Genomic DNA, 21989 nt, shown 5'->3' with positions numbered 1-21989 from the left:
ATCATGCCACCGGCAAATTGATTGTCAATCCAGCAATAATGGGGGGTGAGAGGGGTTTTGGCGGGAACGATTTGAAAAACTTATCCTGCGAATAAGTGACCGGGGTCACGTAAATTGTATCTCCCTGTTTTTGATGCGATATAGCGAAAAGCAGGCCAAAATGAGCAATGAAAAATTTCATGGATATTCAGGTGAGATTTTCTTATCTGAAAGCATGAAAAAGCGCGCCCGTAGACGCGCTTATAACTCAATGAAATGTTAACTCGCGATCGCCATACCAACCGTCATATGCAGCCCGTAGAAGACGCCCCGACCAATGAGTTCACCCGCAAGCACAAACACCATTGCCAGCGTCAACAGGCCAACGCCCGGACGATATCCTTTCAGCTGCGGCGCAATCCAGCAGACCAGCGCGAGGACCAGCAGAACCATCCGCCACGCCATCAGCGAGCCGTACTCCGGCACCAGCGCAGAAGCCTGCTGAATGGAGCTGTGCAGCGTTGCCAGCTCCATGCCCTGCATCAGCACAACAATCATGCTGACTACCAGCGCCAGCAGCGTGATGACCGGCAGAATACGCATCCCCCAGCCGCTAACGCCTGCCGCACGCAGCAGCAGGTAGCCAAGCAGCGGGCCGCCGATAAACATCGTCAGGAAGAAGTTCATCGGCGTCCAGACGCTAAACCAGGTCGGTACCGTATCGATTAAATACACCCGGCTCATCATCCAGACAAATACCACGCCCAGAATCATAGTCACCACGGCCCAGGCTTTGCTGAGCGCCTGGGGCATTTTGCCGAGTACGGTCAACAGCCACCAGAAACCGCCCACGGCAAAGAATACCGAGCCGCTGGCAATTTCATTACTCAACGCCGAGCTGCCGAGGCGATTCAGGGAGTTGAAGGCGCGCAAAGGTGAACCCAGGTGCAGTATAGAGGCGATGAAACCGACGCCCATCAGGATCCAAAGCACAACCATCATCAGCTCGGCGCGCCTGCGGGTCGCCCTGTCGTTCACGCCGTAAAGCAATGCCAGCGCCATAACGATAAACCCGCCCGCAACGCACTGGCCCAGTACCGTAAAGACCATCAGCGGCCATTCATGCCATCCGTTTCCCATCTCACACCTCCTTCGGGTTGGCCAGATAACCGCTGGTATCCCCACTTGGGCGGCTGTTGGCGTTAGGTTTAATCACGATGTTAGGTTTTGTGAAGTGCGATGCTGGCAGCGGGGCAATAGCGGCCTGAGTACCGTACTTTTTGCGTAACTCGTCGATAGGTGCTAAATCCAGCGCACGCAGCGGGCAGGACTCTACGCAGATCGGCTTTTTCCCCTCGGCAACACGCTCGTAGCAGCCGTCGCACTTGGTCATGTGGCCTTTCTCTTCGTTGTACTGAGGCGCGCCGTACGGACACGCCATATGGCAGTAGCGGCAGCCGATACACACGTCTTCGTTCACCACCACAAAGCCATCTTCGCGCTTATGCATCGCACCGCTCGGGCAGACCTTAGTACAGGCCGGATCTTCACAGTGGTTACAGGAAATAGAAAGGTAGTAGGCGAAGACATCCTGGTGGAATACGCCGTTATCCTCCTGCCAGTTGCCGCCCGCATATTCATAAATGCGACGATAGCTCACGTCCGGAGTCAGGTTCTTAAAATCCTTGCACGCCAGTTCACAGGTTTTGCAGCCGGTGCAGCGGCTGGAGTCGATATAAAAGCCATATTGGGTTGTCATTTACTGCTCCTTACGCCTTTTCAACCTGGACCAGGTTACTGTGGGATGGATTACCTTTTGCCAGCGGCGACGGGCGCTGAGTGGTCAGCACGTTGATGCTTCCCGCCCGGTCTACCTTGTTGGCATCCGGGCTATACCAGGCTCCTTCCCCTAAGGCGACAACGCCAGGAATGATGCGCGGCGTAACTTTGGCGTTAATGCGTACTTCCCCACGGTCGTTGAAAATACGGACTTCATCACCATTGGCGATGCCGCGCTGTTTTGCATCGAGCGGGTTGATCCACATCTCCTGACGACAGGCGGCCTTCAACACGTCAACGTTGCCGTAGGTTGAGTGAGTACGGGCCTTATAGTGGAAGCCGGTCAACTGCAGCGGCCATTTCTCCGCCAGCGGATCGCCCACGTTCTCGAAGCCGGCGCTATAGACCGGCAGCGGATCGATAACGTCGCCTTCCGGTAGTTCCCATGTGGCGGCAATCTCAGCCAGCTGCGCGGAGTAGATTTCAATCTTGCCGGACGGCGTGGTTAACGGATTCGCCTGTGGATTTTCACGGAAGGCTTTGTAGGCCACGTGATGCCCTTCCGGGTCACGCTTTTTGAACATTCCCTGCTGGCGGAACTCGTCAAAACTCGGCAACTCAGGGATCGCTTTCTGGGACTGAGCGTAAAGGTGACGCATCCAGCCTTCCTGAGTTCGCCCTTCGGTAAACGCAGGCTCCACGCCCATGCGCTTCGCAAGTTCGGTGGTCATCTCATAGATGGTTTTGCATTCAAACCGAGGCTTGATGGCCTGCTCAGCGAAGATAACGTAAGACATGTTGCCGCAGGAGGCATCAAGGCAGAAATCCATCTGCTCGGAAGCCGTGCAGTCCGGGAGCAGAATATCGGCGTATTTCGCAGAGGAAGTCATGTGGTTGTCGATAACCACAATCATCTCGCACTTCTTGTCATCTTGCAGAATGTCGTGGGTGCGGTTGATCTGGGAATGCTGGTTAATCAGGCAGTTGCCGGCATAGTTCCAGACCATTTTGATAGGCACATCTAACTTATCTTTGCCGCGTACGCCGTCACGTGTGGCCGTCATTTCGGCCCCGCGATCGATAGCGTCAGTCCACATAAACATTGAGATGCTGGTCTGAACAGGGTTTTCCAGCGTTGGCATACGAACGAACGGCAAACTATAGGAACCTTCGCGCGCCCCGCTGTTACCGCCGTGAATACCGACGTTACCGGTCAGGATAGAAAGCATGGCGATTGCGCGGGAAACCAGCTCGCCGTTGGAGTGACGCTGCGGCCCCCAGCCCTGGCTGATAAAGGCCGGTTTCGCGCTGCCGATTTCACGGGCGAGTTTGATAATGCGATCGACCGGTATTCCGGTTATCTGCGAGGCCCATTCAGGTGTTTTAGCTACGCCATCAACGCCCTGACCGAGTATGTAAGCCTTATAGTGCCCATTGTGCGGTGCACCCGCTGGCAGCGTTTTGTCATCGTAGCCTACGCAGTATTTATCCAGGAAAGCCTGGTCGACGAGGTCTTCATTTATCATCACCCACGCCAGCGCGGAGATCAGCGCCGCATCGGTACCTGGGCGAATAGGGATCCACTCATCTTCGCGCCCCGCGCCGGTATCGGTATAGCGCGGGTCGATAATAATCATTCGTGCGTTGGATTTCTGGCGAGCCTGCTCGAGATAATAGGTTACCCCGCCGCCGCTCATACGAGTTTCGCCGGGGTTGTTACCAAACAACACCACCAGCTTGCTGTTTTCGATATCAGACGGACTGTTGCCGTCCGCCCAGCCCCCGTAGGTGTAGTTCAGGCCCGCGGCGATCTGCGCCGTGGAATAGTCACCATAGTGGTTGAGATAACCGCCGCAGCAGTTCATCAGGCGCGCAATCAGCGTGGAGCCCGGTGGCCAGGAGCGCGTCATGGTCCCGCCCAGAGTGCCCGTGCCGTAGTTCAGGTAGATAGCTTCGTTGCCATACTCTTTGATGATGCCTTTCATGCTATTGGCAATGGTGTCGAATGCCTCATCCCAGCTGATGCGTTCAAACTTACCTTCGCCGCGAGCACCTACGCGCTTCATCGGATATTTGAGGCGGTCGGCATTGTAGACACGCCGGCGCATTGAACGGCCACGCAGGCAGGCACGAACCTGATGTAAACCTTCGTAGTCATCATCACCGGTGTTATCGGTTTCAACGTATTTAATTTCGCCGTCCACCACATGCATACGCAGCGGGCAGCGGCTGCCGCAGTTCACCGTACAGGCGCTCCAGACCACTTTCTCATCGCCACCGGGGTTTACGGCGGGCTCGGCAAAGGCGAATCTGGAAAAGGGAAGCGAGAAGGCGCTAGTTGCAGCAGCTAAACCACCGATTGCCGTGGTTTGGACCAGCTTACGACGGCTGACCTCTGCCGCGAGGATCGCGTTAGGGGTTTTATCAGTCATAGTGACCTACTTGTTTTGCTCACAGTTAAAATAAGCTGACAGCGGCAACGCGGGTTGAGAGCCCACATGCCGCTGCGCAGTTAAAGTTGAAAGGGGTGTCCGGTTAATATTTGTTGGAGGATTGACCTGGCCGCGTCACGCCTTGTGAAGCACGGTCGTCAAATGATGATTAGCTGAAAGTTTTAATTGAACTATCATCACCCGCTTTCCGGGGAGCAATAATACTTCTTTGGGAGTAGGGGTTATTGTCTGGTATCAAGAAAGGCGGTGTTGGCGGAAAGGGCCTGGCTTTCGGCATAAAAAAAGCGCCCTAAGGCGCTTTTCTGGTTGGTTACAAACGGTTGATTAACCGATGTATTCCAGATCATTCATGTACGGACGCAGCGCTTCCGGCACCTGAATACGGCCATCGGCCTGCTGGTAGTTTTCCAGCACCGCGACCAGGGTACGGCCAACCGCCAGACCGGAACCGTTCAGGGTGTGTACCAGGCGAGTTTTCTTGTCTGCCTTATTACGGCAGCGTGCCTGTAAACGACGCGCCTGGAAATCCCACATGTTTGAGCAGGAAGAGATTTCACGGTAGGTATTCTGCGCGGGCAACCAGACTTCCAGATCGTAGGTTTTAGCCGAACCGAAACCGATATCACCGCTGCACAGCAGCACCTTACGGTATGGCAGACCCAGCAGCTGAAGCACTTTCTCCGCGTGGCCGGTCAACTCTTCCAGCGCGTCCATTGAGTCTTCCGGGCGAACGATCTGCACCATCTCAACTTTATCGAACTGGTGCTGACGGATCAGACCCCGGGTATCGCGACCATAAGAACCCGCTTCAGAACGGAAGCACGGCGTATGCGCGGTAAGCTTCAGCGGAAGCGATTCATCGTCGAGAATTTCGTCGCGGACCAGGTTAGTCAGCGGCACTTCTGCGGTTGGGATCAGCGCATAGTTGCTGCTGTCAGCTTCTTCTTCCAGCGGACGGGTATGGAACAGGTCTCCGCCAAACTTCGGCAGCTGGCCAGTACCGTACAGGGTGTCCTGATTAACCAGATACGGTACATAGTTTTCCATGTAGCCGTGCTGCTCGGTGTGCAGATCCAGCATGAACTGGGTCAGGGCACGGTGCATACGAGCAATCTGCCCCTGCATCACCACAAAACGAGAACCGGTCAGTTTAACCGCAGCGGCGAAGTCGAGGCCTTTTGCCATTTCGCCCAGGGTTACGTGGTCGCGAACTTCAAAATCAAACTTGCGCGGTTCGCCCCAGCGGCTAATTTCAACGTTTTCGCTGTCGTCTTTGCCCATCGGCACGCAGTCGTCAGGAATGTTTGGCAGGGTCAGCGAGATATCGCGAATTTCCGCCAGCAGAGAATCAAGCTCGTTTTTCGCTGCATCCAGCTCTTCGCCCAGCTGGTTAACCTGCAGGCGCAGCGGCTCAATGTCTTCTCCGCGCGCTTTCGCCTGGCCGATGGATTTCGATCGCGAGTTACGTTCAGCCTGCAGATTTTCCGTTTTGACCTGCAGTACTTTACGACGCTCTTCCAGAGAGCGCAGCGTTTCTACATCCAGCTTAAAGCCTCGGCGTGCCAGTTTTTCAGCGACTGCGTCTGGCTCTGTACGCAGCAGATTGGGATCGAGCATGCTTATCCTGTGCTTATCGAATTGAATTTAAAGGGAGTGCGGCCACAGCCTGCGGCCGCTTTGGTAGTCTTGCTAACCTTACCGCAACGTCTGCATTAGCGGTAGCGTTTTGTGGGGCTTTTCTGATCCTGATCGGTAAGCCAGGCTAGCTTTTCGCCAATCTTACCTTCCAGGCCTCTGCTGGTCGGCCGATAGTAGCGCGTTTGTGCCATTTCAGGCGGGAAGTACTCTTCCCCGGCAGCATAGGCGTTCGGCTCATCGTGAGCGTAACGGTATTCCTGGCCATACCCCATTTCTTTCATCAGCTTCGTAGGGGCATTGCGCAGATGAACGGGAACGTCATAATCAGGGCGCTCACGCGCATCCGCCATTGCGGCTTTGAATGCGGTGTAAACTGCGTTACTTTTCGGCGCGCAGGCCAGATAAACAATTGCCTGGGCAATCGCTCTCTCCCCTTCCGCAGGCCCTACGCGAGTGAAACAATCCCAGGCGCTAATCGCCACCTGCATACCTCTTGGGTCGGCATTACCCACGTCTTCCGAAGCGATGGCCAGCAAACGCCGGGCAACGTAAAGCGGGTCGCCGCCTGCGCTAATAATGCGGGCGTACCAGTAAAGGGCGGCGTCAGGCGAGGAGCCACGAATAGATTTATGCACCGCCGAAATAAGGTCATAAAAACGGTCGCCTTTATTATCAAAGCGAGCGCTGCGTTCGCCGGCAATCTCGGTCAGCAACTGAGTCTGTAAAACACGATTGCCGCTGGCGTCTGTCTCGGCCATGTCCGCCATCATTTCCAGCGTATTCAGCGCCCGACGCGCATCGCCGTTCACCAGTTCAGCAATGGCTTTTCGCGTCTCGTCCGGCAGCACAATATTTTGCCCGCCGTAGCCCCGCTCTTTATCGCTCATCGCCTGCTCGAGCACCTGCTCGATGTCCGCTACGGTGAGCGATTTCAGCAGATAAACACGGGCACGGGAAAGAAGCGCCGAGTTCAGCTCAAACGAAGGGTTTTCGGTCGTCGCGCCAATAAAGGTGATGGTGCCGTCTTCAATGTGCGGCAGAAAAGCATCCTGCTGGCTTTTATTGAAGCGGTGAACTTCGTCCACAAACAGGATGGTACGCCGCCCGGCATTGCGGTTTTGCCGCGCTCGCTCGATGGCTTCGCGGATCTCTTTCACGCCAGAGGTTACCGCTGAAATACGCTCGACGTCCGCGTTTGCATAGCGGGCAATCACTTCGGCTAAGGTGGTTTTACCGGTTCCCGGCGGCCCCCAGAGGATCATGGAATGCAGATGGCCTGCTTCAATGGCCCTGGGCAGCGGTTTTCCGGCAGCCAGCAGATGCTGCTGCCCGATATACTGGGCCAGGTTTTCTGGCCGCATACGCGCGGCCAGCGGCTGGAAGGTATTATCTGAAAAATCGAGCGACAGGTTGCCCACTCAAGCCTCTATTTACGTTGGTCGTCCACCGTAACGCCTTTTGGCGGGGTGAACGTAAACTTACCGGCATCCACAGCACCGTTTTGCTGAGCCTTCAAAGTATAGCTGCTGCGCTGGTCGTCCTGCTCCACCGCGCTGAACTGATGAATTGTGCCGTCGCGGCCCACGTTAATGGTGAACTGTTTCAGGTTGCCCGAGCTGCTTTTTGGCGTTAGCACAAAATCATCGCCGTTCTGTTTGATGTTGTACTGCTTCCAGTCGCTGGACTGGTTGCGGGCAATCAGCATAAACGGCGTATTGCCGGTGGCATCTTTCAGCCAGGTTGCCGTGACCTGCTCGACAAACGGGTTGTAGAACCACAGGGTTTTGCCGTCGGACACCAGGATGCTTTCATCAGGCTGGGTCATGTGCCAGTTAAACAGGTTTGGACGTTTAACCCACAGGTCGCCCTGGCCTTCCTGCACCGCAGCCCCGCTGCCATCGGTGACTTTCTGGGTGAAGCTGGCATGGAAGCTACCGACTTTATCGAGACGACCCTGCAGATCGCCCGCAGCGTCAGCCCAGGCTCCGGTTGCGGTCATCGCGGATAATAGCGCACAGGCAATTACGATTTTTTTCATTATGTTCCCTCTGGATGCATTGACCACCTGACGATGGCGCTTCTGCTGCTCACTGTAGTGAAGTCTTTGCCTACCGCAACAGAAGAATAAGCTGATTTTCCGGTAATTTACCCATCTTTGCAAAAAGAGCCGCGTGTGCGGCTCTTATTCACTCAGTGGGTTCGCACTCAGCCGAATTACTCAAACTGAGGCGGAGCAAGAACTTCGCGGTTACCGTTGTGTCCCTGAGGACTCACGATCCCCTGCGCTTCCATTTGCTCAACGATCCTCGCCGCACGGTTGTAGCCAATGCGGAATTGGCGCTGTACGCCGGAGATGGATGCTTTACGTTTCTCAACCACGAAAGCGACTGCCTGATCGAACAGCGGATCCAGCTCTTCATCGCCGTCCATACCACCGCCGCTGCCGTCGCCGCTGCCTTCATCCTCGGTAATACCGGTAATGTATTGCGGGCGACCACGCGCTTTCCAGTCCTGAACCACCGCATGAACTTCTTCATCGCGGACAAAGGCACCGTGCACACGAATCGGCGTCGTGGAGTTTGGCGCAGAGTAAAGCATATCCCCCATGCCCAACAGTGATTCCGCACCGCCCTGGTCAAGGATGGTGCGTGAGTCAATTTTGCTCGACACCGTAAACGCGATACGGGTTGGAATGTTGGCTTTGATAAGGCCGGTAATGACGTCAACCGATGGGCGCTGGGTTGCCAGAACGAGGTGAATACCTGCCGCACGTGCTTTTTGTGCCAGACGGGCAATCAGCTCTTCAACCTTTTTGCCTACCGTCATCATCAGGTCGGCAAACTCGTCCACCAGCACCACGATATACGGCAGTTTTTCCAGCACAGGATGGGTAGCATCCATGCTGTCGCCAGGTTTCCAGAACGGATCGGGAATCGGACGCCCCATACGCTCGGCTTCCAGCACACGCTCGTTGTAGCCTGCCAGGTTACGCACGCCAAGCGCGGACATCAGCTTATAGCGGCGCTCCATCTCGTTCACGCTCCAGCGCAGAGCATTCGCGGCATCCTTCATGTCTGTAACCACTTCGGTCAGCAGATGCGGGATCCCTTCGTACACCGACAGCTCAAGCATTTTCGGATCGATCATGATGAAGCGAACTTCTTCCGGCGTCGCTTTGTACAGCATGCTGATGATCATGGCGTTCACGCCAACCGACTTACCGGAACCGGTCGTACCGGCCACCAGCAGGTGAGGCATCTTCGCCAGATCTGCGACCACCGGCTCACCGCCGATGTCTTTCCCGAGAACCACGGTCAACGGAGAGCTGTTGTCGCGGAATTTAGCGCAGTCGAGCACTTCACGCAGGTAAACGGTCTGACGTTTTTTGTTCGGCAGTTCAAGGCCAACGTACGGTTTGCCCGGAATAACCTCAACCACACGCACGGCAACGGTCGACAGCGAGCGCGCCAGGTCACGGGAAAGGTTCGAAATACGCGCAGCCTTCACGCCCGGAGCCAAATCCAGCTCGAAACGTGTGATGACCGGACCCGGAGAATAATCCACCACGTCGGCTTTAATGCGGTAATCCGCCAGACGGGCTTCCACCAGACGAGCCATCTGCTCCATCGCAAAGGTATCTACCGGCTCAACTTCAGTTGGAGGTGAAGTCAGCAGATCCAGTGACGGCAGCGGCGTAGTGGGTTTCTGAAGCGGACGATCGTCGCCGTTACGCATCAGGAACGGGTGGATCAGGCTCTCTTTTGGCTCAGGTGCGGCAGGCTGATGCTGCGTCGCCTGAGCATACTGGGCTGGCTGAGCAACCGGCTGGCTGTGTTGAACCGGCTGAGATACAGGCTCAAAGCTCGGCGTGAACAGCGGCTCGCTCGGCGTATCATCCACCAGCTCTTTCAGCGATGACTGGAAATCAAAATCATCCAGTGAGAACGGAGCGTTATTTTGCTGTGGCTGCTCGCTGTAGCGCTGCTGTTGCTGAGCAGCGAACTGACGCGCAAGTTCGGCTTCTTCCGCTTCCGCCCGATCTTCTTCAGACCAGGTTTCGTCGTCGAACTCTTCGCCATAACGCTGCTGCTGCTGGGCCGCAAACTGGCGGGCCAGCTCGTGCTGCTGCAGCGCATCGTTTTCATCGCCATAATCGTCGTCGGACTGCTGGCTCTCCGCCAGTCGGGCCTGCTCTTCGGCCATGCGCTGGGAAGGCAGTTTTATCCCATAAGACGCCAGCTCACGGCGAGTCGGGACACGTACCCGATTCGGACGCGGCAGTTGAGGACCAATGCCTTCTTTTACCTGAGGACGCGGAGCATCGCTGGCAATGCTGAATACCGGTGAAAATGCCGCCGCTCCAGCCGCAATTTTTGCCGCCTGCTGCACGCCCGATGCAGTTTGGGTCACGTCCGGCACCGGCATTTCAGGCGCCGTTAACGGGGCTGAAACTGGCGCTGGTGTCGGGATCGTTGGCTGAACAGGCTCAGGCACCGCAGGTGTTGCTGGCGCATAGTTATAAGGATCGGGCTTCGGCTCATTAACGGGCTGATACCAGGCCGCAAGCTGCTCACGTTCACGGGCGCGCTTCTCTTCCACTTCTTCAAAGTGGTACATCGGCGGGCGAACGTATTTCACCTCTTCTACCGGCTCTGGCGTCGGCTGTGGCTCTGCGAATGGCTGAGCCGCAGGCGCAACAGGTTCAGCCCAGCTTTGATGGATCTCATGCGGAACTTGCTGCTGTACGCTTGCTGGATGCGGTGCAGCGTAATGATCCGGAGCAGGGGCAATAACCGGCTCTGGCGTGACCGTTGTCGGCGCTGGTTCCCATGCAATCGCGGGAGCAGCGGGCTCGGCCTCAACGACTGGAGCCGGTGTGGATACCGGAGGCATTGGCACAACCGGCGGCACTGGTGCTGCCCACGACTGGTTAGCGGTCGTTGCCGCAGCGGCCGCAGCAATCGGCTCAACGGCAGAATGCCCGCTGAACAGCGGATCGTATTCTTGCTCTTCCGGCAGCGTCGCTTTGTGCCCGGAGAACAGCACATCGTTCGGGTCGGCCTCTACGCCACGCGCGCTGAACAGGACGTCGTCTTCTGCATCGTCCATCCGCTTGCCGGAGAACAACGCTGCATCCGTTTTGCGGCCGTTAGGGTTAGCAAACTTCTGCGACAGACGCTGCTTACGTGCAAGCGCCCCGCGTAAAATACGCGCCCGACGGGATTCACGCTTCTCGGTAGAAACGTGCTGCTGTTCGTCTGCATGGTGCTCTTCTTCGTACTCGTCCTCATCCTGCCAGGTGTTATCCCGACGGGTGCGATTGCTGGCAAACGTAAGAACGGTTAACACCGCGCTGCCGAGCTTCTCGGCAATGCTGACCCAGGACCAGCCGGTGAACAGCGTCAGACCAGCCGCCCATACGCAAAGCAGCGCAATTGTGCCGCCGCTGCTGTTAAGTAACGGCATCATAGCGGTACTGAGCAAACTGCCCAGCACGCCGCCCGAGGCGAAGTACCAGATATCGTCCGCATTGATGGCCGCCAGCCCGCACGAGGTCAGCACCATAGCAAGCACGCCGATAAGGCGCAGCGAAACGGCAAAATAATCGATGAACTCTTCACTGTCGCGCTGCCGCCAGGTGAACCAGCAGCCACCGATGATGATCACCGGAATGGTGTACGCCATCACGCCGAAAATGAAGAACAACGTATCGGCAAACCACGCTCCCGGCGCGCCACCCAGATTGTGGATAGGCTCATGCCACGCGGTTTGAGACCAGCTAGGGTCTGAGGGGTTAAAGCTTAACAAGGCAACCATCAAATAGATGGCAAATAGGGCGACAAGGATCAGCAAAGCCTCGAGTAAACGGCGCCCGCTGCTCAGTTTCCGCAATGTTACTTCTTTATCTTCGGTATATTCCTGGCTCAAGAAAGGCTCTCCAGGTCCTTAAACTCAATGGAGACAACAGCACCGGCGGCATGCCGGAGCTGTTGCTGTATGGATTCCCAGGAGTGTAACCAAAATACGCCAATTTTGCACCTGGCCCGTATTAACGGGTCTTAATGACCAAACGGTTACTCTGTTTGACCTCTTCCATGACAACATAAGTACGGGTGTCGTTAACGCCCGGCAGACGCAGCAGGGTCTCACCTAAGAGTTTACGATACGCCGACATATCCGGCACGCGTGTTTTCAACAGGTAGTCGAAATCACCGGATACGAGATGACACTCTTGAATTTCTTCAAGTTTTTGCACTGCGGCGTTAAATTGCTCAAACACATCCGGGGCGCCACGATTCAGAGTAATCTCAACAAAGACCAACAGTGAGGCATCCAGATAATGCGGGTTTAACAGCGCCGTATAGCCCTGAATAAAACCCTGACGTTCCAGACGACGAACGCGCTCAAGGCACGGCGTCGGCGAAAGCCCAACACGCTTGGAAAGCTCAACGTTAGAAATGCGCCCATCCTTTTGCAATTCGTTGAGAATATTGCGATCGATACGGTCGAGATCTTTGCCCGGGCGCTTCTTGCTATCTACCATTATTATTGTCTCTCTCTATTCCTTCCTTCACCTGCCATAACCCTGGTGACGTCAATGTTCAGGGTGTACGTGAGAAGACCGATGCCTTTCGGCTGCTATCGACATCACGCATAACGTCTGTCCACGTCATGCGTAAATTTCAATAACTCGGTAAATTTGCATCAGGTTTGCGCGAGAGCACGCGGCTTCCACATCACCAAATGTTTTTCTTCCTCGAATGTTTTCGCAAATGCTTAGGGGATTGTCAAAGCAAAACATCTATTTTTAGTGGAACGTGCCAGATATTCCTTTTGGCTGATGATTATTCATCATTTTCGCCCCGTGATTACCGTGCTATTACAATGATTATTTATGCACATGACGGTGATATTCATTGGGCTTATAGGCAGCATCGATGACACACATCGTTAACAACATTGCTGCACTCTTTTTTTAATGCAACGAATTCCCTACAATCACCCCCATTGTCTGTAAACGTTCAATGAGGATCTCATGGGCACAGCTAAACACAGTAAGCTGCTTATTCTTGGCTCCGGCCCTGCGGGCTATACCGCAGCGGTCTACGCTGCACGCGCCAACTTAAAACCGGTACTGATTACCGGCATGGAAAAAGGCGGTCAGCTGACCACCACCACCGAAGTCGAAAACTGGCCTGGCGATCCTAACGACCTGACCGGTCCGTTACTGATGGAACGCATGCACGAGCATGCGGCCAAGTTCGAAACCGAAATCCTCTTCGACCACATCACCAGCGTCGATCTGCAGAACCGTCCGTTCCGCCTGGTGGGCGACAGCGGCGAATACACCTGCGACGCGCTGATTATTGCGACCGGCGCCTCTGCCCGTTACCTGGGTCTGCCTTCCGAAGAAGCGTTCAAAGGCCGCGGCGTTTCAGCCTGTGCCACCTGCGATGGCTTCTTCTACCGCAACCAGAAAGTCGCGGTCATCGGCGGCGGGAATACCGCAGTCGAAGAAGCGCTGTATCTGGCGAACATCGCCTCTGAAGTGCATCTGATCCACCGCCGCGACAGCTTCCGCGCGGAGAAGATCCTGATTAATCGTCTGATGGATAAAGTACAGAACGGCAACATCGTGCTGCACACCCACCGCACGCTGGAAGAAGTGACCGGCGATCAGATGGGCGTCAGCGGCCTTCGCCTGCGTGATACGCAAAATACCGACATTATCGAAGAGCTGGAAGTTGCCGGCTTATTTGTGGCTATCGGCCACAGTCCGAATACCGCGATTTTCAACGGCCAGCTGGAGCTGGAAAACGGCTACATCAAGGTGCTGTCTGGTATTCACGGCAACGCAACCCAAACCAGCATCCCTGGCGTCTTTGCCGCTGGCGACGTGATGGATCATATCTATCGTCAGGCCATTACCTCCGCGGGTACCGGCTGTATGGCCGCGCTGGACGCCGAGCGCTATCTCGACGGCCTGGCCGAACAGTGTAAATAAATTAAAGATGTTAAAAAAGGCGGCCTTGCTGGTCGCCTTTCTTGTTTCTGCCATGTAACATTGCCTGTCAAAATTGCCTGAGATTTCCTTCTTCTACCAGCATCTGGCACGCGATGAATAAAACCCGTCAGCAAGAACTTAGCCTCTGGCTAAAGCAGCAAAGTCTCATCTCTCGCCGTTGGCTCGGCCTGTCACGCCTGCTCGGTTTGGTCAGTGGTTTACTGATTGTTGCCCAGGCCTGGCTGCTGGCCCGCATTCTCCAGCATATGATTATGGAAAATATTCCGCGTGAAGCACTGCTCATGCCGTTTATTTTGCTGGTCCTGGTGTTTGTTTTACGCGCCTGGATCGTCTGGCTGAGAGAAAAGGTCGGTTTTTATGCCGGACTTCATATCCGCCAGGAAATTCGCCGCAAGGTACTCGACAGGCTACACCAGGCCGGCCCAGCCTGGATTCAGGGTAAGCCAGTTGGCAGTTGGGCGACGCTGGTCCTCGAACAAATTGAAGACATGCATGACTATTACGCGCGCTACCTGCCCCAGATGTCGCTGGCGGTTATGGTCCCCCTGCTGATTATCGTCGCCATCTTTCCCATCAACTGGGCAGCGGCGCTCATTTTGCTGGGCACCGCGCCGCTTATCCCGATCTTTATGGCGCTGGTAGGCATGGGCGCTGCCGATGCTAACCGCCGTAATTTTCAGGCGCTGGCGCGCCTCAGCGGGCACTTCCTCGATCGCCTTCGCGGAATGGAAACGCTCCGCGTATTTAACCGCGGCGCTGCGGAAACCGAAAACATTCGTGCCGCTAGTCAGGACTTCCGCCAGCGCACCATGGAAGTGCTGCGCATGGCATTTCTTTCTTCCGGCGTGCTGGAGTTCTTCGCTTCTTTATCTATCGCCGTGGTTGCCGTCTATTTCGGTTTCTCTTACCTTGGCGAGCTGAATTTTGGCCACTACGGCACCGGCATAACGCTGTTTGCCGGCTTCCTGGCCCTTATTCTTGCTCCCGAATTCTTCCAGCCGCTGCGTGATATGGGCACCTTCTATCACGCCAAAGCCCAGGCCGTGGGCGCGGCAGATACCCTGATGACCTTCCTCGACTCGCCGCTGCAGCACCCCGCACAGGGAACGGTGCAGCTGTCCGGCAACGGGCCTTTTGCTATCGAAGCTCGCGAAATGACAATTCTGTCTGCCGAGGGGAAAGTGCTGGCCGGGCCGCTTAACTTTACGCTTCCTGCCGGGCTGCGCGTGGCGCTGGTCGGTCAAAGCGGCGCGGGCAAAAGCTCCCTGCTGAATGTCCTTTCCGGGTTCCTTCCCTACCAGGGCCAGCTGCTTATCAACGGCGTCGAGCTGGCGCAGCTTTCGCCAGACTGGTGGCGTGCGCAGCTTAGCTGGGTGGGACAAAACCCTCAGCTACCGGCCGCAACACTTCGGGATAACGTGCTACTGGGCTTGCCTGAGGCGGACGATACCAGCCTGCAGGCGGCGCTGGATAAAGCGTCGGTGACAGAGTTTCTGCCGCTGCTGCCTGAAGGCATCGATACCTCACCTGGCGACCAGTCTACGCGTTTGTCCATGGGCCAGGCGCAGCGAGTGGCCGTTGCCAGAGCACTGCTCGCGCCTTGCGGAGTTTTGCTGCTGGACGAACCCGCGGCAAGCCTGGATGCTCATAGCGAACAGCGCGTTATGGAAGCGCTTACTGAGGCATCCCGCCAGCAAACTACCCTGATGGTCACTCACCAGCTGGATTACATCAGCGACTGGGACCAAATATGGGTGATGCGTAACGGGCAGATTGTTCAGCAAGGAAGTTTTGCTCAGCTTTCCGCCGAAGATGGCCCCTTTGCGGTATTACTGGCCAGCCGTCAGGAGGAGATTTAATGCGCGCCCTGTTGCCTTATCTGGCACTCTATCGTCGCCATAAGTGGTTACTGTCTTTAGGCGTTGTACTAGCCATCATCACGCTGCTCGCCAGCATTGGCCTGTTGACGCTCTCAGGCTGGTTCCTTTCGGCGTCTGCCGTAGTTGGCGTTGCCGGGCTTTATAGCTTTAACTACATGCTGCCTGCCGCAGGCGTTCGCGGCGCGGCGATTACCCGCACCGCAGGCCGTTATTTCGAGCGTCTGGTTAGCCATGATGCCACCTTCCGCGTGCTGCAGCATTTACGTGTTTCTACCTTCAGCAAGCTGCTGCCGCTCTCCCCTGCCGGGCTGGCCCGCTTCCGTCAAGGTGAACTGTTAAACCGGGTCGTTGCGGACGTCGATACGCTAGATCACCTCTACTTGCGGGTTATTTCACCGCTCGTCGGCGCTTTTGTCGTCATCGTGGTGGTGACTTTTGGCCTGAGTTTTCTCGATACCACCCTGGCGTTAACCCTGGGCGGAATTTTACTCGCGACGCTGCTCCTGCTGCCGCCACTGTTTTATCGCGCCGGGCAGCCAACCGGTGAAGCTCTGACCGTCCAGCGCGGGCACTATCGTCAGCAATTGACCGCCTGGCTGCAAAGCCACGCAGAGTTAACCATTTTCGGCGCAGCAACCCGCGCGCGTGAACAGTTAGACGCTACAGAAAATAGCTGGCAGGAGGCTCAGCGCCGCCAGGCCGGGCTAACGGCGCTGTCACAGGCCGTCATGCTGCTTATCAGCGGCATTGCCGTCCTGACTATGCTGTGGATGGCGTCGGCGGGCGTCGGTGAAAGCCAGTCTCCCGGCGCGCTGATTGCCCTGTTTGTGTTTTGTGCGCTGGCAGCCTTCGAGGCAATGGCTCCGGTTACCGGCGCCTTCCAACATCTCGGTCAGGTTATTGCCTCTGCGCTACGGGTAACGCAAATCACCAGCCAGGTGCCGGAAGTTACCTTCCCTGAAGCTTCGCACCCCGAGCAACAGCAGGCTGCTCTGGAAGTTCGTGGCGTAAGCTTTACCTATCCAGGGCAAAGTCAGCCGGCGCTGAAAGATATCGCTTTGTCCGTCAACGCCGGGCAACGCATTGCTATTCTCGGCAAAACCGGCTGCGGAAAATCTACGCTGCTGCAATTACTTACTCGCGCATGGGATGCCCGGCAGGGTGAGATTCAGCTTAACGGCATCGCGTTAAGCTCGTTTGATGAAGCTACGCTGCGCAGGGCAACCAGCGTCGTACCGCAGCGTGTGCACCTGTTCAGCGCCACCCTGCGCGATAATCTGCTGCTGGCAGCCCCTGAGGCAAGCGATGAGCAGCTTAGCACCGCCCTCGGCCAGGTTGGTCTGGAGAAACTGCTGGACGACGGCGGACTCAACGGCTGGCTGGGTGAAGGCGGCCGTCAGCTGTCCGGCGGTGAGCTCCGCCGCCTTGCGATTGCGAGAGCGATATTGCACAACGCCCCTCTCATGCTGCTGGACGAACCTACCGAAGGGCTGGATGCGGAAACCGAGCGTCAAATTCTTGATTTATTAGCCGAAGTCACCAGGAATAAAACCGTGCTAATGGTCACCCACCGGCTGCGGGGGTTGAACGCTTTTGACAGCATAATTGTGATGGACAATGGGCAGATAATTGAGCAAGGTAATCACGCCGAATTGATGGCGTCCGGTGGACGTTATTATCAATTTCGCCAGCGCCTTTAGGCGTTCTGAATAGACTATTATCAATACAATATTGCTCTGGAGTTTTTGTCGTCATGCGCCTGGTGCAGCTTTCTCGTGACTCGATTGCCTTTCCTTCGCCGGAAGGGGCGTTGCGTGAACCCAATGGGTTACTGGCTCTTGGCGGCGACCTTGGCCCCGCTCGTCTGCTGATGGCCTATCAGCGCGGTATTTTTCCGTGGTTTTCTCCCGGGGACCCTATCCTGTGGTGGTCCCCTGATCCTCGCGCCGTGCTGTATCCGGAGCAGTTCCACCTCAGCCGCAGCATGAAGCGCTTTCACCGCGCTGCGCCTTATAAAGTTACGCTAAACCATGCCTTTGAACACGTGCTATACGGCTGCGCGAGCGACCGCAATGAAGGGACATGGATAACCGCAGAAATTGTAGAAGCCTATTTACGCCTGCATGAATTAGGCCATGCACATTCCATTGAGGTATGGGACGGCGAAGAGGTGGTTGGCGGCATGTACGGCGTCGCGCAAGGCGCGCTATTTTGCGGCGAATCTATGTTCAGCCGACGAGTTAATGCCTCAAAAACTGCGCTGCTGGTTTTCTGCCAACATTTTATTCGCCACGGCGGCAAATTGATCGACTGCCAGGTGCTTAATGAGCACACGGCTTCGCTGGGCGTGATAGAAATTCCCCGCCGGGATTATCTCCAGGCATTAGCGGAGCTTCGCCCGCAGCATTTAGGCCCTCACTGCTGGGTTCCGCAGACGCTGGAACAATAATGTTTAACAACACATTTTATGTGAGGGTGTTATAATTAGCGCCGCTAAGTGGCTTTTGCCTGCTACCCCGCCATCGTTTGGGATTTATTGTTTAAGGGAATACCCTCTCATTTATCTCTTTGCGTTCTTCATCGCAGACGTTGCTATGCGCAAGCTGTGACCCGGCGGGTAATAAGCAAAATGCACTTTCATTGGTGATTTCACCAACAATTCTTTACATGATAAGCGAACTTCGGCATTATCTTGCCGGTTCAAACTACGGTAGTGATACCCCAGAGGATTAGATGGCCAAAGAAGACAATATTGAAATGCAGGGTACCGTACTTGATACGTTACCTAACACCATGTTCCGCGTTGAGCTGGAAAACGGGCACGTGGTTACCGCTCATATCTCCGGTAAAATGCGCAAAAACTACATCCGCATTCTGACGGGCGACAAAGTCACCGTTGAGCTGACCCCGTACGACCTGAGCAAAGGCCGCATTGTCTTCCGTAGCCGTTGATAGTTTCGATTCCGCGGCCTGAGATGGGCGGCGTTGAGAGTTAGTCGTAATAGAAAGGCCGGGCAATGCCCGGCCTTTTTTATGCTCGTCGTACGGCGCTAGTGCGCGGCTTCCGGCTTGTGCTTTTGCGCACTCACAAAGTTGAAGGTCAGCTGCTGCTGGTCTTTATCCAGCGCCACCGTCACCTGCCCGCCGTCCACCAGGCTGCCGAACAGCAGCTCGTTAGCCAGCGGTTTTTTCAGGCTGTCCTGAATGACACGCGCCATTGGGCGAGCGCCCATCGCACGGTCATACCCCTTCTCGGCCAGCCAGTCACGCGCTTCCTGGCTAACTTCCAGCGAAACGCCTTTCTGATCCAGCTGCACCTGAAGCTCGACGATAAATTTATCCACCACCTGATGAATCACCTCGGTAGAGAGATGGTTGAACCAGATAATGTTGTCGAGACGGTTACGGAACTCTGGCGTAAAGATCTTTTTGATCTCTTCCATCGCGTCGGTGCTGTTGTCCTGACGGATAAGCCCGATGGACTTACGTTCAGTTTCCCGGACCCCGGCGTTAGTCGTCATTACCAGGATCACGTTGCGGAAGTCCGCCTTACGCCCGTTGTTGTCGGTCAGCGTCCCGTTATCCATCACCTGCAGCAGCAGGTTAAAGACATCCGGATGCGCTTTTTCGATTTCATCGAGCAGCAGAACGGCATGCGGGTGCTTAATGACCGCGTCCGTCAGCAGGCCACCCTGATCGAAGCCGACATAGCCTGGAGGCGCACCAATCAAGCGGCTCACGGTATGACGCTCCATGTACTCGGACATATCAAAGCGCAGCAGCTCAATGCCCAGCGACTTCGCCAGTTGGACGGTGACTTCAGTCTTACCGACACCGGTTGGCCCGGCAAACAGGAATGAGCCCACAGGCTTATGATCCTGCCCCAAACCAGCGCGGCTCATCTTGATAGCTTCAGTCAGCGCCTCAATCGCCTTATCCTGGCCAAACACCAGCATTTTCAGACGGTCGCCCAGGCTTTTCAGCGTATCGCGATCGCTCGCGGAAACGCTTTTTTCCGGGATACGCGCGATGCGAGCGACCACGGTTTCGATGTCCGCCACGTTAACGGTTTTCTTACGTTTGCTGACCGGCATCAGGCGGCTACGTGCGCCCGCCTCATCAATGACGTCAATAGCCTTATCCGGCAGGTGCCTGTCATTGATGTATTTCACCGCCAGCTCAACCGCCGCGCGAACGGCCTTCGCGGTGTAGCGTACGTCGTGGTGCGCTTCATATTTCGGCTTCAGGCCGTTGATTATCTGCACCGTCTCTTCAACGGTTGGCTCGGTAATATCAATCTTCTGGAAGCGACGTGCCAGAGCACGGTCTTTTTCAAAGATGTTGCTGAATTCCTGATAGGTGGTCGAGCCAATCACGCGGATTTTACCGCCGGACAGCAGCGGTTTAATCAGGTTAGCGGCATCAACCTGGCCACCGGAAGCCGCACCCGCGCCGATGATGGTGTGAATCTCATCGATAAACAGGATGCTATTTTTATCCTGCTCGAGCTGTTTCAGCAGCGCTTTAAAACGTTTTTCAAAATCACCGCGGTATTTGGTACCGGCCAGCAGAGAACCAATGTCCAGCGAATAGATAGTGCAGTCGGCCATCACTTCCGGCACGTCACCCTGCACGATTCTCCACGCCAGCCCTTCGGCAATCGCGGTTTTCCCCACGCCGGATTCACCGACCAGCAGCGGGTTATTTTTACGGCGACGGCACAGAACCTGAATAGCACGCTCCAGCTCTTTATCGCGGCCAATCAGCGGATCGATCCCGCCAACGCGCGCAAGCTGATTAAGATTGGTGGTGAAGTTTTCCATACGTTCCTCCCCGCCTGCTTGCTCTTCGTTGACCGGGTTTTCAGAGCCCGAAGACTGATTCGGTTCGTCTTTGCGCGTGCCGTGAGAGATGAAGTTCACCACGTCAAGGCGGCTCACTTCATGTTTGCGCAGCAGATAGGCCGCCTGGGATTCCTGCTCGCTGAAAATGGCCACCAGCACGTTGGCGCCGGTGACTTCGCTGCGCCCGGAGGACTGGACGTGGAACACCGCTCGCTGCAGCACACGCTGGAAGCTGAGCGTCGGCTGAGTGTCGCGCTCTTCAACGTTAGGTGGCAGGACCGGCGTGGTTTGTTCGATGAAGGCCTCGAGTTCCTGTCGCAGCGCCACCATGTCCACAGAACACGCTTCCAGCGCTTCGCGGGCAGATGGGTTACTGAGCAACGCCAGTAACAGATGCTCGACGGTCATAAATTCATGTCGGTGCTCGCGCGCTCTGGCGAAAGCCATGTTTAAACTGAGTTCCAGTTCTTGATTGAGCATAGGCACCTCCCCAAATTATCGGCCTTGTCAGGCCTTTTCTAGCGTACACAGCAGCGGGTACTCGTTCTCCCTTGCATACTGGTTCACTAACGCCACTTTGGTTTCCGCTACTTCTGCAGTAAAGATGCCACAGATAGCTTTACCCTGATAGTGAACCGTGAGCATCAACTGCGTTGCACGTTCAACATCATAAGAAAAGAACTTTTGCAGTACGTCAATAACAAATTCCATTGGCGTGTAGTCGTCGTTCATCAGTATAACTTTATACATGGAGGGCGGTTTTAGCGTTTCGCGCAGTTTATCCGCCGCCATTTGGTCAAAGTCCAACCAGTCGTTCGTCTTACCCATTTCGATTTATCATCGTTTGTTGAAGCCCAACACACTGTCAGGCAAGGCCTTATATTGAGTGTAATACGCTTTTAGCAAACGTATTGCATCGTATTCGATCCCGCTACTTTTTCCCGTAAGCGAGCTGCATCACATTAATGGCAATAGCGTTAACTGCTTCAAATTTTTGACTCATTGTTGCCCAACCAGCCCCGCCAGATGCTTGACGCAGTGTATAAAATATCTACATTGTAGCGGGGTGAGTTGGCGAGGTTTTGAACAGCCCGCCCTTACCCACCGGTTGATTCCATCTCACTATTAAGATTTACGAAGGATGTCGAAGCATGGAGACGGGTACTGTTAAATGGTTCAATAACGCCAAAGGGTTCGGTTTTATCTGCCCGGAAGGCGGCGGCGAAGACATCTTCGCCCACTACTCCACCATTCAGATGGACGGATACAGAACGCTAAAAGCCGGGCAACTTGTCAGGTTTGATGTACACGAAGGACCTAAAGGCAACCATGCCAGCCTGATCGTTCCCCACGAGGCGGAAGCCGTCGCCTAGCGCCCGGGAACCCTGGT

The 21989-nt window shown here is 55.6% G+C and carries 16 protein-coding genes; 6 read left to right on the top strand and 10 right to left on the bottom strand.

Annotated features, from left to right (window positions below):
- Nucleotides 1-258: 258 nt before the first annotated feature.
- The 8 genes from ACE38U_RS11575 to lrp all read right to left on the bottom strand — a co-directional run bounded on the left by ACE38U_RS11575 (nucleotide 259) and on the right by lrp (nucleotide 12393).
- The gene (locus tag ACE38U_RS11575; RefSeq protein ID WP_375529788.1) at nucleotides 259-1119 is read right to left on the bottom strand and encodes a dimethyl sulfoxide reductase anchor subunit family protein; all 861 of its coding nucleotides are present in this window, start codon (nucleotides 1117-1119) and stop codon (nucleotides 259-261) included.
- Between the two features lies 1 nt (nucleotide 1120).
- Nucleotides 1121-1738 (bottom strand): DMSO/selenate family reductase complex B subunit, encoded by a 618-nt coding sequence (locus ACE38U_RS11570; protein WP_038474060.1) that lies wholly within the window; start codon nucleotides 1736-1738, stop codon nucleotides 1121-1123.
- Between the two features lie 10 nt (nucleotides 1739-1748).
- Nucleotides 1749-4190 carry a dimethylsulfoxide reductase subunit A gene (gene dmsA / locus ACE38U_RS11565; protein WP_375529787.1) on the bottom strand — a complete coding sequence of 814 codons (2442 nt, stop codon included), beginning with the start codon at nucleotides 4188-4190 and terminating at the stop codon, nucleotides 1749-1751.
- A gap of 345 nt (nucleotides 4191-4535) precedes the next feature.
- Nucleotides 4536-5828, bottom strand: coding sequence for a serine--tRNA ligase (gene serS, locus ACE38U_RS11560; RefSeq protein ID WP_038474067.1), 1293 nt, complete (start codon nucleotides 5826-5828; stop codon nucleotides 4536-4538).
- 95 nt (nucleotides 5829-5923) lie between these two features.
- A complete protein-coding gene (locus ACE38U_RS11555) occupies nucleotides 5924-7267 on the bottom strand; it encodes a replication-associated recombination protein A (RefSeq protein WP_375529786.1) in 1344 nt (447 codons plus the stop codon).
- A gap of 8 nt (nucleotides 7268-7275) precedes the next feature.
- Entirely contained in the window at nucleotides 7276-7887 is a 612-nt protein-coding gene (gene lolA, locus ACE38U_RS11550; RefSeq protein WP_038474073.1) for an outer membrane lipoprotein periplasmic chaperone LolA, read from the bottom strand.
- Nucleotides 7888-8063: 176 nt separating this feature from the next.
- Nucleotides 8064-11777 (bottom strand): DNA translocase FtsK 4TM domain-containing protein, encoded by a 3714-nt coding sequence (locus ACE38U_RS11545; RefSeq protein WP_375529785.1) that lies wholly within the window; start codon nucleotides 11775-11777, stop codon nucleotides 8064-8066.
- A 121-nt stretch (nucleotides 11778-11898) separates the two neighbouring features.
- Nucleotides 11899-12393 (bottom strand): leucine-responsive transcriptional regulator Lrp, encoded by a 495-nt coding sequence (gene lrp / locus ACE38U_RS11540; protein ID WP_000228469.1) that lies wholly within the window; start codon nucleotides 12391-12393, stop codon nucleotides 11899-11901.
- A gap of 492 nt (nucleotides 12394-12885) precedes the next feature.
- Between lrp and trxB the strand changes: the two genes are divergently transcribed.
- From trxB to infA, 5 genes are all read left to right on the top strand, one after another.
- The gene (gene trxB, locus ACE38U_RS11535; protein ID WP_375529784.1) at nucleotides 12886-13854 is read left to right on the top strand and encodes a thioredoxin-disulfide reductase; all 969 of its coding nucleotides are present in this window, start codon (nucleotides 12886-12888) and stop codon (nucleotides 13852-13854) included.
- Between the two features lie 113 nt (nucleotides 13855-13967).
- Nucleotides 13968-15734 (top strand): heme ABC transporter permease/ATP-binding protein CydD, encoded by a 1767-nt coding sequence (cydD, locus tag ACE38U_RS11530; protein WP_375529783.1) that lies wholly within the window; start codon nucleotides 13968-13970, stop codon nucleotides 15732-15734.
- The gene (cydC, locus tag ACE38U_RS11525; RefSeq protein WP_375529782.1) at nucleotides 15734-17455 is read left to right on the top strand and encodes a heme ABC transporter ATP-binding protein/permease CydC; all 1722 of its coding nucleotides are present in this window, start codon (nucleotides 15734-15736) and stop codon (nucleotides 17453-17455) included. Before cydD ends, cydC begins: the two co-directional genes overlap by 1 nt.
- Nucleotides 17456-17508: 53 nt before the next feature.
- The gene (gene aat / locus ACE38U_RS11520) at nucleotides 17509-18204 is read left to right on the top strand and encodes a leucyl/phenylalanyl-tRNA--protein transferase (RefSeq protein ID WP_375529781.1); all 696 of its coding nucleotides are present in this window, start codon (nucleotides 17509-17511) and stop codon (nucleotides 18202-18204) included.
- Nucleotides 18205-18488: 284 nt separating this feature from the next.
- Nucleotides 18489-18707, top strand: coding sequence for a translation initiation factor IF-1 (gene infA / locus ACE38U_RS11515; protein ID WP_002211347.1), 219 nt, complete (start codon nucleotides 18489-18491; stop codon nucleotides 18705-18707).
- 98 nt (nucleotides 18708-18805) lie between these two features.
- On the opposite strand, the gene clpA is transcribed toward infA, so the two are convergent.
- Both clpA and clpS read right to left on the bottom strand, forming a co-directional pair.
- Complete coding sequence (gene clpA, locus ACE38U_RS11510; protein WP_038474097.1) at nucleotides 18806-21079, bottom strand: ATP-dependent Clp protease ATP-binding subunit ClpA; 2274 nt, start codon at nucleotides 21077-21079, stop codon at nucleotides 18806-18808.
- 27 nt (nucleotides 21080-21106) lie between these two features.
- Nucleotides 21107-21427, bottom strand: a complete 321-nt coding sequence (clpS, locus tag ACE38U_RS11505; RefSeq protein WP_008461103.1) for an ATP-dependent Clp protease adapter ClpS — start codon at nucleotides 21425-21427, stop codon at nucleotides 21107-21109.
- A 323-nt stretch (nucleotides 21428-21750) separates the two neighbouring features.
- Here clpS and cspD point away from each other — a divergent pair, with 323 nt between their 5' ends.
- On the top strand, nucleotides 21751-21972 hold the full coding sequence (cspD, locus tag ACE38U_RS11500) for a cold shock-like protein CspD (RefSeq protein WP_038474100.1): 222 nt from the start codon (nucleotides 21751-21753) through the stop codon (nucleotides 21970-21972).
- Nucleotides 21973-21989: the final 17 nt, after the last annotated feature.

Source organism: Cedecea selenatireducens, from assembly GCF_042138895.1.
GTDB classification, from domain to species: Bacteria; Pseudomonadota; Gammaproteobacteria; order Enterobacterales; family Enterobacteriaceae; genus Cedecea; species Cedecea selenatireducens.
Note: the sequence above shows the minus strand (reverse complement) of the source record. Positions and strands in the feature narration are given on the sequence as shown.